Raw genomic sequence first — 14,600 nt, forward strand, 5'->3', positions numbered from 1 at the left:
GCAGGCGACACCCACGGGCGCGCCGCCATCCGCCGCGCCGCCGCCGCGCCGCCATGTCTCCGGCGGGCCGGCAAGCCACCCGAATGCGGGACATGCCGCAAACTCCACGCCCGGCGCGGCCCGGGCCGCCGTCCGCCGCGCGCGGATTCCGCCTCGCCGCGGCCGGATGTGACGGGATCGATATTTCTCCGTCCATGCTCTGATCTGCGTCAAAAACATCGCACTTATGAAGTGCGCCCGCACAACGATGATCCGGGTCCGGGTGGCGCATCGCATTCATGTGGTGCACCACGCTTCTGGCGGAAGATCGTGCCGGGGACCCGCCGAAACCGCCGGATATGCGCCGCGGCGCGCGCGCGCGCCAATCGCCGCCGGGATTTACGTGGCACACCACGTATTGGCACGCCTTTTGCGTTGAGATTCCTTCGACGAAGCACGGTGTCGCCATTTCCCCGCAAACAACGCTATCCGGACTTATGGACCTAACCCTGTCGATCGCCGAGTACGGCCATCATCCCGCAGCACGGCGGGTATCGACCCTGGCGGCTTCGTCGTCGGGTTTCCCGCGCTATGCCGACGTGGTGCGGCGCGCGCAGTCGTGCGCGTTCGACTGCGTGTTCTTCACGTCCGCCGCATCCGCCGAAGGCGCGCCCGCCGCGCTGGCGCCCGACACCACGCCGCTGCTCGGCTCCCTGATCGCGCAGGTGCCGCGCATCGGCCTTGGCGCCGCGGTGGCGCTCGCGCACACCGAGCCGTTCCACACCGCCCGCGCGTTCTCGGTGCTCGACGGCCTGTCGGCCGGGCGCGCCGCGCTGCTGTGCGACCTGCACTGGCGCGAGGGTGGCGACGCCGCCTTCGCCCATGCGCCGCCGCTCTCGCGCGACGCGCACTACGCGCGCGCCGGCGAATATCTGGAGGTCCTCGCCAAGCTGTGGGATAGCTGGGAGGACGGCGCGGTGCTGGCCGACAAGGAAGCCGGCCTGTTCGCCGATTCGGCCCGCATCCACCCGATCCATCACGCCGGTGCGTACTTCGGCGTGCGCGGTCCGCTGACCGCGGTGCGGCCGGTGCAGGGCCATCCCGTCATGGCGTTCGACGATGCGTCCGCGCCCGGCCTTGCGCTGGCGGCCCGGTTCGGCGACGTGTTCCTGGCCGATTGCGCTTCGCCGGAAGCGCTCGCGTCGCTGCGCGGCGACCTGCGCGCGCTGGCGCGGCGGCAGGGCCGGCCCGACGGCGCGCCGCGCGTGCTGGCCACGCTGTCCGTGGTGCTGGCCGATTCCGACGAGGCCGCGGCGCAGCGCATGGCGCATCTCGACGCGCTGGCGCCGCCGGCGGCGCCGGCCATGCCCGGCTACCGCTTCGCGGGCAGCGCCGCGCGCCTGCGCGAACTGATGGATTCGTGGTACGCGGCCGGCATCTGCGACGGCTTCCACATCGCGCCGGCGGTGCTGCCCGACGATCTGGAGCGCTTCGCCAGCGAGGTCGCTCCCTGCCTCGCGGGGCGCCCGCCGGCGGATGCCGCGCAGCCGGCCGCCACGCTGCGCGACCGCCTCGCCCTCGCGCGCCCTTCCAACCGCTTTTCCGAGGTCTCCGTTCATGGCTAGGCAACTGCACCTGGGTCTGTTCATCTATCCCGGCGGCCACCACATCGCCGGCTGGCGCCATCCGTCGACGCCCGCCGCGGGCGTGACCGGGCTCGACTTCTACCGCACCGCGGCGCAGCTCGCCGAGCGCGGCAAGTTCGACCTGTTCTTCGTCGGCGACACGCTGTTTACCCGCGAGAAGGACGGCCGCTTCTTCGGCCGCCAGGCGGTGTCGAATCTCGATCCGGTCTCGCTGCTGTCCACGCTGTCGTCGGTCACGGACAAGCTGGGGCTGGTCGGCACGCTGTCGACGACGTACCACGAGCCGTTCGCCATCGCCGGCAAGTTCGCCACGCTCGACCACCTGAGCGCGGGACGCGCCGGCTGGAACGTCGTCACCACGTGGGAGGACCGCGCCTCGCTGAACTTCAGCCGGCAGCAGGCCATGCCCAAGGCCGACCGCTACGTGCGCGGCCGCGAGTTCGTCGACGTGTGCACCGCGCTGTGGGACAGCCGCGGCGATTCGCCGGCCGCGCCGGCCCGCCCGATCGACCATCGCGGCGAGAGCTTCACCGTCGCCGGCGCGCTGCCGGTGCCGCGCCCGGTGCAGGGCTGGCCGGTGCTGGTGCAGGCGGGCGGCTCGCCGCCGGGCCTGGAGTTCGCCGCGCTGGTGGCCGAGGCGGTGTTCACCGCGCAGACCGACCTGGCCCAGGCGCGCGAATTCCGCCTGTCCACGCATGCGCGCATGGCGCGCTACGGCCGGCGCCCGGACGAGGTCGTGATCATGCCCGGGCTGTCGCCGCTGATCGGCGCGACCGAGGCGGAGGCGCTGCGCCTGGAGCGCGAGCTGGCCGATCTCGTGCATCCCGAAGTGGGGGTGTGGATGCTGAGCGAAAACCTCGGCTTCCCGCTGTACGACCGCCAGCCCGACGAACTGCTGCCGGTCGAGGCGATCCGCGCGGTGAAGAAGCCGACCGCCAACGCCGACATGCTGCTCACCACCGCCGCGCGCCAGAAGCTCACCATCGCCGACAGCGCGCGGCTGATCGCCCGCTCGCGCGCCCACCACGGCTTCGTGGGCACGCCGGAGCAGCTGGCCGACCTGATGGAGCGCTGGCTGCGCGAAGGCGCCTGCGACGGCTTCAACATCATGCCGCCGTATTTCCCCGAGCAGCTCACGGTGTTCGTGGAGCAGGTCGTGCCGGAGCTGCAGCGGCGCGGCGTGTTCCGCGAGGACTACGAAGGGTCGACGCTGCGCGAGCACCTCGGCCTGGACCGTCCGTCGCCGGGGCGCTTCCAGCGCATGCTGGCGCACGTGCCCGCATAACCGTCCGTCCCCGGCGCCTGGCCGGCAATGTATCGGCCAGATGCCGACGAGGCCGCGCCGCAGGCGGCCGGCCTCGTCCCCGCAAGTCCATGTTCTCCCAGCCCCGGAGCCACTGGCATGACGATAGTCCCCCCGCCCGCACCTGACCGGATGCCGGCATGAGCGCGAGCATCCGCATGACGAGGCCGCGCGCCGCGGCCGCGCCGCAGGGCGCGACCGACGCGAACCAAGCCGCCGGAGCCGCCGAAGCCGACGCGCCGCGCGCGTGGCAGGCCGCCGCGGCGCCGATCCTGAGCATCCGCGACCTGTCGGTCGCGTTCGGCGCCGGCGCCGCCGCCGTTCCCGCGCTGCGCGGCGTCAGCCTCGAGCTGCACGCGGGCCGCTGCCTCGGCATCGTGGGCGAGTCCGGCAGCGGCAAGAGCGTGACCTCGCTCGCCGTCATGGGCCTGCTGCCGCAGCCGGCCGCGCGCATCACCGCCGGGCGCATCGAGTTCGAAGGGCAGGACCTGCTGGCCATGTCCGCCGCGCAGCGGCGGCTGCGGCGCGGCCGCGCGATCGCGATGATCTTCCAGGACCCGATGTCGTCGCTGAACCCGGCCTTCACCATCGGCGACCAGATCGCCGAGTCGATCACCGCCCACGAAGCGGTCGACAGGCGCGAGGCCCGCCGCCGCGCCGTCGAGCTGCTCCGGCAGGTCCACATTCCGTCCGCCGAGCGGCGCTTCGACGACTATCCGCACCGCCTGTCGGGCGGCATGCGCCAGCGCGTGATGATCGCGATGGCGCTGGCCTGCAACCCGCGGCTGCTGATCGCCGACGAGCCCACCACGGCGCTCGACGTCACCGTGCAGGCGCAGATCGTCGAGCTGCTGCACGAGATCCGGCAGGAGCGCGGCACCGCCATCGTGCTGATCTCGCACAACCTCGGGCTGGTGGCCGGGCTGGCCGACGACATCGCGGTCATGTACGCCGGGCGCGTCGTGGAGCACGGCCCTGCGCACCGCGTGATGGCGCATCCCGAGCACCCGTACACGGTCGGCCTGCTGGGCGCGGTGCCGCGCGCCGAGCCGGGCGACCAGCCGCTGGTCGCCATCGGCGGCAGCGTGCCCGACCTGCGCACGCTCGGCGCGGGCTGCGCGTTCCGCCCGCGCTGCCCGTTCGCGCTGCCCGACTGCGACACCGCGGCGCCCGCGCCGCGGCAACTGTTCCCCGGCCATCGCGCGGCCTGCCACGCGGCGCCGCTCGGAGACACGCCATGAATCCTGCCGCGCCGGATGCAATGACCACCACGCCCACCATGCCCGCCACGCCCGCCGCCGAGGCGCCCCTGCTGCGCGTGCGCGGCCTGAAGAAGCACTACAACGCGGGCGGCCTGTTCGGCCGGCGCGGCCGCGTCGCCGCGGTCGACGGCGTCTCGTTCGACATCGCCGCCGGCGAGACGCTGGGCCTGGTCGGCGAGAGCGGCTGCGGCAAGTCCACCGTCAGCCGGCTCATCCTGCGCCTCATGGATGCCAGCGCCGGCTCGGTGGCATTCCGCGGCACGGACCTGACCCGGCTCGGCCGCGCCGAGATGCACAACCACCGGCGCGACATCCAGCTGGTGTTCCAGGACCCGTTCAGCTCGCTCAATCCCAGCATGACCGTGCGCGAACTCGTGGGCGAGCCGCTGGTGGTGCACCGCGTCGACCTGCGCTCGGGCATCGAGCGGCGCGTGGCGGAGCTGCTGGCGATGGTCGGCCTGAACGCCTCGCACATGGACCGCTATCCCCACGAATTCTCGGGCGGCCAGCGCCAGCGCATCGGCATCGCCCGCGCGCTCGCGCTGGAGCCGCAGCTGATCGTGTGCGACGAGCCGGTCTCGGCGCTCGACGTGTCGGTCCAGGCGCAGGTGCTCAACCTGCTGCGCGCGCTGCAGCGGCAGACCGACGTCGGCATGCTGTTCATCTCGCACGACCTGATGGCGGTGCGCCACGTCGCCCACCGCGTGGCCGTGATGTACCTCGGCCGGCTGGTCGAGACGGCGCCCACCGGCGCGCTGTTCGGCGCGCCGCGCCACCCGTACACGCGCGCGCTGCTGGATGCCGTGCCGGCGCTGGAAGCCGGCCAGCGCCCGCGCATGGTGCTCGGCGGCGACCTGCCCAGCCCGCTCGATCCGCCGCCGGGCTGCAGCTTCCATCCCCGCTGCGCGTTCGCGACCGAGCTGTGCCGGCGCAGCGCGCCCGAGCTGGCGGCGGACGAGTCCGGCCACGGCTGCGCCTGCCATCACTGGCGCGAGCTGCCGCCGTGGCAGGGGCTGAGCCCGTCGCTGACGCAGCCGCCGGCGCCGCGGCTCGCGCGCCTGCTCGAGCGGTTCCGCCAGCCCGCCACGCCCGCGATGCCCGCCACGCCCGCCACGCCCGCCTGACCCGCCACCTCACCCGTCACCGCCCCCATCCAACCCGCCACCCCCGACATCCCATGCGCAAGCTCCCGTCTCTTCTCTTCCTCACGCTCGCCGCCTGCCTGGCGGGCCACGCCGCCGCCCAGGGCGTGCTGCGGATCGGCCTGAACGAGGACCCGGACACGCTCGACCCCACGCTCAACCGCCTCGCCACCGGCCGCCAGCCGCTGACCGCGCTGTGCGACAAGCTGTTCGACGTCAAGACCGACCTGACGCTCACGCCGCAGCTCGCCGCCGGCTACGAGATCGCCAAGGACGGCCTGTCCGTCACGCTCAAGCTGCGCCCCGGCGTGAAGTTCCACGACGGCGAGCCCCTCGACGCGCAGGCCGTGCGCTACAACATCGGCCGCCACATGCAGCTGCCGGGCTCGCTGCGCCGCACCGAGCTGAGCATGGTCGACCACGTCGACGTGGTCGACGCGGCCACCGTGCGCTTCGTGCTCAAGGCGCCGCAGGCCAACCTGCTGCTGTTCGGCCTGGCCGAGCGCGCCGGCATGATGGTCGCGCCGCAGGCCGCGCAGCGCCTGGGCGACCGCTTCGGCTCGCAGCCGGTGTGCGCCGGCGAATACCGCTTCGTCGAGCGCGTGCCGCAGGGCCGCATCGTGGTGGAGAAGTTCACCGATTACTGGGACGCCGCGCAGACCAAGGGCGATCCGGACCGCATCGAATACCTGCCCATCAGCGATTCCACCGTGCGGTTGTCGTCGCTGCGCTCGGGGCAGATCCAGATCGCCGAGCGGCTCACGCCGGCCGACCTGCCGCAGCTCGCGGGCGACGCGCGCGCGAAGATCGTGTCGGCGTCCGACCTCGGCTACCACTACATCCGCTACAACAGCGGCAACGGCGCGCGCGCCGCCACCTTCCGCGACGTGCGTGTGCGGCGCGCGGTGGACCTGGCGATCGACCGCAGGGTCCTGGTCAAGGCGCTCTTCAACGACCAGTACCTGGCCGGCAACCAGTTCGTCAATCCGAACAGCCGCTACTACGACAAGGCCCATCCGGTGCCCGCGCGCGACGTCGCCGCGGCGCGCCGGCTGCTGCAGGAGGCCGGCGTGCCGCGCCTGGCGTTCTCGCTGCTGGTGCCGCCCGAGCGCGAGCGCCAGGAGGCCGCGCAGATGATCCAGGCGATGCTGGCGGAGGCCGGCATCACCATGAAGATCGAGACCCAGGAAGACGCGGTCATGCTGCAGAACGCCCGCCGCGGCGACTTCGACGCGATCTTCAACTTCTGGAGCGGGCGCCCGCATCCGGACGGCAACATCTACGCGCACATCGCCTGCAGCGGGCCGCAGAACGACTCGAAGTTCTGCGACCCCGAGCTCGACAAGGTCATGGTGCAGGCCCGCGAGGCGACCAGCGACGGCGAGCGCGAGCGCCTCTACCGCCAGGTCAACGCGATACTGGCCACCGACTATCCGGTGTCGGTGCTGTGGCATCGCCGCACCTTCACCGGGCTGAGCACCAAGGTGTCGGGCTTCGTGCCGCACCCGGACAGCACCATCCGGGTCAAGGGCATCCGGCTCCAGCCCTAGGAACGCACGGCCATGAGATTCCTCCTGTTCATCGGCCGCCGCATCGCGCTGGCGCTGCCGACCGTGCTGATCCTGTCGACGCTGATCTTCCTGCTGCAGCGCATGCTGCCCGGCGACCCCGCGCTCGCGCTCGCCGGCGGCGAGGCGGTGGACGCGCGGATGCTCGACGAGATCCGCCACAAGTACGGCCTGGACCTGCCGGTCTACGTCCAGTACGGACGCTGGCTGGCCGGCGCGCTGCACGGCTACCTCGGCGTGTCCATGCGCAACGACATCGGCGTGAGCGAGCTGCTGGCCGGCAAGCTCGGCATCACGCTGCAGCTGGCGCTGGCGTCGATGGCGATCGCGCTGGCCATCGGCATTCCGCTGGGCATCGTCGCCGCCACGCGCAAGGGCCGGCTCGGCGACGCGGTGGCCAGCGGCCTCGCGCTGACCGGCATCTCGATCCCGCATTTCTGGCTCGGCATCCTGCTGGTGCTGGCGTTCTCGGTGCACCTGAACTGGTTTCCCGCGTCCGGCTACGTGCCGTTCCGCGAGGACCCGGTGCGCAGCGTGATGGGCTTCGTGCTGCCGTCGATCGTGCTGGGCACCGGCATCGCCGGCGTGCTGATGCGCCACATGCGCAGCGCCATGCTGGACGCGCTGCAGGCCGACTACGTCCGCACCGCGCGCGCCAAGGGGCTGAGCGAATGGCGCGTGGTGCTGCGCCACGCGCTGCGCAACGCGCTGATGCCGGTGGTGACGCTGGGCGCGATCGAGTTCGGGCAACTGCTGGCCGGCGCCGTGCTGACCGAGCAGGTGTTCTCGATCCCCGGCTTCGGCAAGCTGCTGGTGGACAGCGTGCTCAACCGCGACTACCAGGTGGTGCAGGGGCTGGTGCTGGTGTCCTCGGTCATGTTCATCGCCGCGAGCCTGCTCGCCGACGTCCTGTATTTCGTCATCAACCCGCGCCTGAGGACCTGACGATGCCGACCATCGCCCCGCAACTGCCGCGCCCGGCCGCGGTCCGCCGGAAAAGTCGCCCGCAGAGCCGCCCGCAAAGCCGCCTGCGCTCGGCCGGCCGGCGCCTGCTGCGCAGGCCGTCGAGCGTGCTGGCCGGCGCCGCCATCCTGCTGTTCGTGCTGGCCGCCGTGCTGGCGCCGTTCCTGTCGCCCTACGATCCGCTGCAATCCGATTTCCTGATGATCCGCAAGGCGCCTTCCGCGCTGCACCTGCTCGGCACCGACGAGGTCGGGCGCGACGTGCTGTCGCGGCTGATCTGGGGCGCGCGCGCGTCGCTGCTGGCGGGTTTTCTGCCGGTGCTGGTGGCGTGCGCCGTGAGCGTGCCGCTGGGCGTGGCGTGCGGCTACGCGGGCGGCTGGCTCGACATGCTCGTGATGCGCGTGACCGACGCGATGCTGGCGGTGCCGTTCCTGATCGTGGCCATCGCGCTGGCCGCCTTTCTCGGGCCGGACCTGCGCAATTCGATCCTCGCCATCGGCGTGGCGGCGCTGCCCACGTTCCTGCGCCTGGCGCGCGCCGCGGCCATGACGATCCGCGCCGAGGACTACGTGGAGGCCGCGCGCGCCGTGGGCGCCTCGCCGCTGCGCATCGCGCTGCGCCACATCCTGCCCAACATGCTGCCGCCGCTGTTCGTGCAGGCCAGCATCACCGCCGCCGCGGCCGTCATCGCCGAGGCCTCGCTGTCGTTCCTCGGCCTCGGGCAGCAGCCGCCCGCGCCGTCCTGGGGCAGCACGCTCAACGCGGCCCAGCAGTACATGACCACGGCGCCGTGGATGGCGATCGCGCCGGGCGCCATGATTTTCGTGCTCGTCATCTCGCTGAACGTCTTCGGAGACGGGCTGCGCGACGCGCTGGACACCCGGCGCCGATGACTTCCAGATCCCCCTTACCAGAACGGAGAACCGAAATGCAGGCAACAGTCTGGACGCAGCCCGTCGCCACCCCGCAGGCGTGGCGCCGTGCCGACCTGATCGACAGCGAGAGCTGGCAGTGGTGGCTGAGCGGCGCGGAGCAGGACGAGATCGCCGCGGCGCTGCGCCACGCGCAGGCCGGCGGCGTGCCGATGCTGCACTGGCAGCAGCGCGACTTCCCGCTCGGCGCGCTGCGCGAGCGGCTCGCCGCCCTCGCCGCCGAGGTGCGCGACGGCATGGGCATCGTGCTGCTGCGCGGCCTGGACATCGCCGGCTTCAGCGACGAAGAGGTCTGCATGATCTACTGGGGGATCGGCCTGTACCTGGGCGAGCCGCTCGGCCAGAACCCGAAGGGCGACCTGCTCGGCCACGTGTTCGACCAGGGCCGCGAATACGGCCGCATCGACGTGCGCGGCTACGAGACCAGCGCCTACCTGCCGTTCCACACCGACCGCGCCGACCTGCTCGGCCTGATGTGCCTGCGCCAGGGCCTGTCGGGCGGGCGCAGCAGCTACGTCAGCGCGCTGTCGATCTACAACATCATCCTCGCCGAGCACCCGGAATACCTGGGCCTGCTCTACAACGGCTTCTACTACATCCGCCGCGAGGAGGCTCTCACCGGCAAGGGCGTGTCGGCGCTGCCGCTGCCCGTGTTCGGCCACGAGAACGGCGTGATCCGCTGCCGCTACATCCGCAACCAGATCAACGCCGGCGCCGAGAAGCGCGGCGTGCCGCTGACGCCGCTGGAGCGCGAGGCGCTCGACTTCTTCGATGCGCTGACGCAGCGCGAGGACCTGCGCGTCGACTTCACGATGGCGCCGGGCGACATCGCCTTCTGCAACAACCTGACCATGCTGCATTCCCGCACCGGCTTCGTCAACGGACCGGAGCGGCACCAGCAGCGCCACATGCTGCGGCTGTGGCTGCGTTTCCACCAGCCGTGGCCCATCTCGAGCCTGTTCGGCGAGGACGGCAACTACGTCCTGCACGAACGCGGCGCCGTGGTCTCGACACAGACCTGAGCGCGCGGCCGTCGTCCGACGGCGCAGACCGCTTTCCCGGCGCCGCGGGCGCCCGCGCCTGACCTCGCAGGCGTTCGCGGCGGCGGGGCGGGCGGTCCCGGGCACGTACCAGAAAGCATTGCCAGCCAGCTCGTGGCGCCATCGCGCGGCCACGGCGGGGAGCGCTCGCGCCTGCGCGGCGGTTCGCCACGTGCTGTCTGCCGGCGGCGCTTTCTGTTCGTCACGGGCAATCGCCGTGTCCGTCTCCTGGCCTGCCGCCCGCGGCGGGCCGGGACGCACACGACTGGCGCCCGGTTTCGTTTGCTTCATTTGTTGTTCGCATCACGGGCATGGCGCCGCACGGAGAGGCATGCGTGCCCGTCCTTTTCGTACCACCTTACCTTCAGGAAATGAGCCATGAAAAAAACGATACTGATTGCCGCCGCCACCACGCTGGGCGGCCTGTCCGGGGCGCATGCGCAGACCAGCTCGGTCACGCTCTACGGCATCGTCGATGCCGGCCTGACCTACAACTCCAACGCCAAGGGCTCCAAGCAGTACCTGCTGACCAGCGGCAACGCCTCGGGCTCGCGCTGGGGGCTGCGCGGCACCGAGGATCTCGGCGGCGGCATGCAGGCGTTCTTCCGCCTGGAAAGCGGCTTCAGCTCGATCAACGGCACCAGCGGGCAGGGCGGCACGCTGTTCGGGCGCGGCGCCTACGTCGGCCTGTCCTCCACCCGCGCGGGCGCGGTCTCGCTCGGCCGCCAGGCGACCACGCAGTACGACTTCATCAGCCCGTTCACGTCCGGCGGCACGTGGGCCGCGTCCGGCATCGGCTACGGCACCCACGTGGGCGACGTCGACGCGCTGGACAACTTCAACCGCATCAACAGCGCGATCAAGTACCTGAGCCCGACCTTCGGCGGCATGCGTTTCGGCGCGAACTACAGCTTCGGCGGCGCGCCCGGCAGCGTCTCGCAGAACCAGACCTGGTCGTTCGGCGCGGACTATGCCTCCGGGCCGTTCTCGCTGGCCGCGGCGTACAACCAGGTCGACCGCCCCAACTTCTCGTTCTTCGGCAACAAGGCCAGCGACAGCGCGGTGAACAACAACATCACCAACGCCGCCATCTCCGGTTACGCGTCGGCTAAGACCCAGCAGATCTTCGCCGCGGCGGCGGCCTACGAGCGCGGCCCGGCCAGGCTCGCCGTGACCTACACCAACACGCGCTTTCGCAACCTGGGCGAGGTGGCGGTCGCCAACCTGAGCGCCGCGCAGAGCCGCTTCCGCGGCACGGCCGTGTTCGACATCGTCGAAGGCAACTTCACGTACCAGCTCACGCCGGCGCTGCAACTGGGCGTGGCCTACACCTACACGCACAACAGCAATGCCGACAACCTGGACAGCGCGGTGTACCACCAGGTCAATCTCGGCGCGGACTATTTCCTGTCCAAGCGCACCGACCTGTTCGCCAACGCGTTCTACCAGCACGCCGGCGGGACCGACGCGTCGGGCGGCCGCGCGGTGGCGGCGATCACCGGCGCCACGGCGTCGACCAGCAACCACCAGCTGATCGGGCTGATCGGCATGCGCCACCGCTTCTAGCACCGGCGGCGCGCGGCGGCGCGGCAGCGGCCGCCGCGCGCCCGTTACCGTGCGCCGGCGTGCCGGCGACGTCATGTGGTGCACCTCCCATGCCTGATCGGAGTGCAGCGTGCCCTGCGACAAGGCACCGGCATCGTGCGGCGCGCGCGGTGCCGGCGCCGCGCCCGGGCACGGCTGGCGCCTCGGCGCGCGCTCTGGCGCAAGGCAATTGCGTGGTACACCATATTTTTATCAGGAAGCGCGCGATACGGCTTTTCCGCCGGAAATTGGCATATCAATTGCTTTGATCCATCCGCCTGTCCTCATCGTTTTCATTGCGCCCGGCGCCCCCGCCGCTTGCATCGCTCGTCAGCGCTTTCCCCGCTGAAGCCACTCAACAACAACCGGACCCGCTATCTCGATGTCGAACCAAACCACGGACAACCACGGCACCCCCGCCCACGGCGCCACGCGCCGCCAGGTGCTGCGCGCCGGCGCGGCCGCCACTGCCGCGCTCGCCATGCCGGCGATCGTGCGCGCCCAGCCGAAGGTGCTCTACGTCAACTCGCAGGGCGGCTCCTGGGAAGCCGCCGCGCGCAAGAACCTCTTCGACCCGTTTACCAGGAAGACCGGGATCGAGATCAAGAGCGCGCCCGGCGCGTCGTTCGCCAAGCTCGCGCTGCAGGCCCGCACCGGCGTCTACGAGTTCGACATCCAGACCGTCGGCGCGCCCAACGTGGTGCAGGCGATGAAGCAGAACCTGCTCGAGCCGATCAACTACGGCATCTTCGGGCGCGACACGGTGCCCGCCGGGCAGATCCTCGAGCACGGCGTCGGCAACCACGCCTACTCCACCAACATCTGCTTCAACACCACCCGCTACGCGCCCGGCTCGATCAAGACCTGGCAGGATTTCTGGAACGTCGGCAAGTTTCCCGGCCCGCGCTCGCTGGGCCGCGAGCTGTCGCAGACCATCGTGTTCGCGCTGCTGGCCGACGGCGTGCCACGCGACAAGCTCTACCCGATCGACCTCGACCGCGCCTTCCGCAGCCTCGACAAGATCAAGCAGAGCACGCGCGTGTGGTGGACCACCGGCCCGCAGATCCGCGAGCTGCTCGGCGACGGCGAGGTGAACATGGCCTCGGTCTGGCATGCCCACGGCGTGGCCCTGCGCAAGACCGGCGCGCCGGTGGAGATCGTGTGGAACGAGTTCACCATGGACCGCACCTACTGGATCGTGTCGCGCGGCACGCCGCGCGCCGAGTTCGCCTGGGAGTTCCTCAAGTTCGCGCTCGAGCCGAAGAACAACGCGGGCTTCTGCGTCGACGGCGCCTACGGCCCGCTCAACCCGGCCGCCTTCAAGTACGTCACGCCCGAGCAGGCCAGGAACATGCCGACCAATCCCGCCTACGCCAGCGGCGCGATCGAGTTCGACGCGCGCGGCATGGGCGACCTCATGACGCAGGCCGAGCGGCGCTTCCAGCGCTGGCTCCAGCAATAACCATGAGCGCCAACGCCCTCGAGCGTCCCAGCGCGGCGAATGCCATCGTCGCGCTGGGTGTCGCCATCTTCATTCTCGCGCCCCTGCTGATCGTGGTGCCGATGTCGTTCAGCTCGGCGCATTCGTTCGAGTTCCCGCCGCCGAGCTACTGGCTCGGGCACTACCGCGCCTACTTCACCGCGGACTGGCTGCGGCCCACGCTGAACAGCTTCCTGATCGCGGTGGCGTCGAGCATCGTCACGCTGCTGGTGGCCACGCCCGCGGCGTTCGCCGTGTGCCGGCGCGAGTTCGGCGCGCGGCGCGCGCTGCAGATCATCCTGCTGCTGCCGATGCTGGTGCCCAGCATCATCATGGCGATCAGCTACTACTCGGTGTTCGGCGTGGTGGGCCTGAACCAGACCTACCTCGGGGTGATCCTCGCCCATACCTGCATCTCGATCCCGGTGGTGCTGACCGCGATGTCGGCGTCGCTGCGCAACCTGGACCGCAACCTGGAGCGCGCCGCGGCGATCTGCGGCGCGACGCAGGCGCAGACCTTCATGCTGGTGACGTTCCCGCTGCTGCGCCCGGCGTTCCTGATCGCGGCATTCTTCGCCTTCATCCATTCGTTCGACGAAGCGACGATCGCGCTGTTCATCTCCAGCCGCGAGGTCTCGACCCTGCCCAGGCGCATGTTCTCGAGCATCAACCTGGACGCCGATCCGGTGATCGCCGTCGCGTCCACCTTCATGATCGCCATCGCACTGACCGTGATGGTGGTGCTGACGTTCCTGTCACGACGCCGCCAGGCGGCGGAGGCCAGCCGATGACCACACCCAACGCCCAACAAGTCTCCGCCGTCGCCCCGGTGTCCGCGCGCGCGCGCAGCGGGGCCGCCGCGCGCGCGCGGCGCCTGCCGCGCGGCATCCCGACGTGGCTGCTGCTGCTGCCCGCGCTGGCCTACCTGCTCGCCACGTTCGGCGTGCCGCTGGCCAACACGTTCTGGACCAGCATCTCCGATCCGGAACTCAGCCTGGAGAACTACCGCCACATCTTCACCGACCCGATCTACCTGACGGTCTACCTGCGCACCGTGCTGGTGGCGCTGTCCGTCACCGTGCTGTGCCTGCTGCTCGGGTATCCGCTGGCGCACTACATGGCGCGCAAGGGCGGGCTGGTGGCGGCCTCGCTGCTGGCCGTCACCGGGCTGTGCTTCTGGATCAGCTTCCTGGTCAGGACCTTCGCGTGGACCGTGATCCTGGGCAACCGCGGGCCGTACACCGAGGTGGCCAGGTGGCTGGGCTTCGACCCGCCGCCGGTGCTGCTGTTCACCACGGCGGCGTCGCTGATCGCCATGACGCACATCCTGCTGCCCTACATGGTGCTCACGCTCTACGTGGTGATGTCCAAGCTCGACGTCAACCTGATCCGCGCCGCGCACAGCCTGGGCGCGAGCCGGCGGCAGACGTTCTGGAGCGTGGTCGCGCCGCTGTCGCTGCCGGGCGTCGTCAGCGGCTCGCTGCTGGTGTTCATCTTCTGCATCGGCTTCTACGTCACGCCGACGCTGCTGGGCTCGCCGCACGACATGATGATCGCCAGCCTGATCTCCAACGAGGTCGAGACGCTGCTCGATTTCGGCACGGCGTCGGCGCTGTCGATGGTGCTGCTCGCCGCCATCATGGCGATGCTGGCGCTCTACGACCGGCTGGTCGGCCTCGAGCGGATCACGGAATGAGGCGC

General features: G+C 71.1%; 12 protein-coding genes. All 12 read left to right on the plus strand.

Annotated features, from left to right (window positions below; all coding sequences use genetic code 11):
* The first annotated feature begins 476 nt into the window (after window positions 1-476).
* On the plus strand, window positions 477-1,604 hold the full coding sequence (locus KF708C_RS28460; RefSeq protein WP_059414671.1) for an LLM class flavin-dependent oxidoreductase: 1,128 nt from the start codon (window positions 477-479) through the stop codon (window positions 1,602-1,604).
* The gene (locus tag KF708C_RS28465; protein ID WP_020205345.1) at window positions 1,597-2,910 is read left to right on the plus strand and encodes an NtaA/DmoA family FMN-dependent monooxygenase; all 1,314 of its coding nucleotides are present in this window, start codon (window positions 1,597-1,599) and stop codon (window positions 2,908-2,910) included. Before KF708C_RS28460 ends, KF708C_RS28465 begins: the two co-directional genes overlap by 8 nt.
* A gap of 158 nt (window positions 2,911-3,068) precedes the next feature.
* Entirely contained in the window at window positions 3,069-4,169 is a 1,101-nt protein-coding gene (locus KF708C_RS28470; RefSeq protein WP_156174011.1) for an ABC transporter ATP-binding protein, read from the plus strand.
* Window positions 4,166-5,314 (plus strand): ABC transporter ATP-binding protein, encoded by a 1,149-nt coding sequence (locus tag KF708C_RS28475; protein WP_231586624.1) that lies wholly within the window; start codon window positions 4,166-4,168, stop codon window positions 5,312-5,314. Before KF708C_RS28470 ends, KF708C_RS28475 begins: the two co-directional genes overlap by 4 nt.
* 53 nt (window positions 5,315-5,367) lie before the next feature.
* Window positions 5,368-6,882 carry an ABC transporter substrate-binding protein gene (locus KF708C_RS28480; protein ID WP_059414676.1) on the plus strand — a complete coding sequence of 505 codons (1,515 nt, stop codon included), beginning with the start codon at window positions 5,368-5,370 and terminating at the stop codon, window positions 6,880-6,882.
* Between the two features lie 12 nt (window positions 6,883-6,894).
* A complete protein-coding gene (locus tag KF708C_RS28485; protein ID WP_059414678.1) occupies window positions 6,895-7,845 on the plus strand; it encodes an ABC transporter permease in 951 nt (316 codons plus the stop codon).
* A gap of 2 nt (window positions 7,846-7,847) precedes the next feature.
* Window positions 7,848-8,756, plus strand: a complete 909-nt coding sequence (locus tag KF708C_RS28490; protein ID WP_059414680.1) for an ABC transporter permease — start codon at window positions 7,848-7,850, stop codon at window positions 8,754-8,756.
* A 35-nt stretch (window positions 8,757-8,791) separates the two neighbouring features.
* A complete protein-coding gene (locus KF708C_RS28495; RefSeq protein ID WP_020205351.1) occupies window positions 8,792-9,817 on the plus strand; it encodes a TauD/TfdA family dioxygenase in 1,026 nt (341 codons plus the stop codon).
* Window positions 9,818-10,213: 396 nt separating this feature from the next.
* A complete protein-coding gene (locus KF708C_RS28500; protein WP_020205352.1) occupies window positions 10,214-11,401 on the plus strand; it encodes a porin in 1,188 nt (395 codons plus the stop codon).
* 400 nt (window positions 11,402-11,801) lie between these two features.
* Window positions 11,802-12,881: a polyamine ABC transporter substrate-binding protein gene (locus KF708C_RS28505; RefSeq protein ID WP_059414682.1), complete on the plus strand. Its 1,080-nt coding sequence runs from the start codon at window positions 11,802-11,804 to the stop codon at window positions 12,879-12,881.
* Window positions 12,882-12,883: 2 nt separating this feature from the next.
* Window positions 12,884-13,690: an ABC transporter permease gene (locus KF708C_RS28510; RefSeq protein WP_020205354.1), complete on the plus strand. Its 807-nt coding sequence runs from the start codon at window positions 12,884-12,886 to the stop codon at window positions 13,688-13,690.
* Window positions 13,687-14,595 (plus strand): ABC transporter permease, encoded by a 909-nt coding sequence (locus KF708C_RS28515; protein WP_059414684.1) that lies wholly within the window; start codon window positions 13,687-13,689, stop codon window positions 14,593-14,595. The genes KF708C_RS28510 and KF708C_RS28515 overlap by 4 nt, the downstream gene beginning before the upstream one ends.
* Window positions 14,596-14,600: the final 5 nt, after the last annotated feature.

It is taken from the genome of Cupriavidus basilensis, assembly GCF_000876015.1.
GTDB classification, from domain to species: Bacteria; Pseudomonadota; Gammaproteobacteria; order Burkholderiales; family Burkholderiaceae; genus Cupriavidus; species Cupriavidus basilensis_B.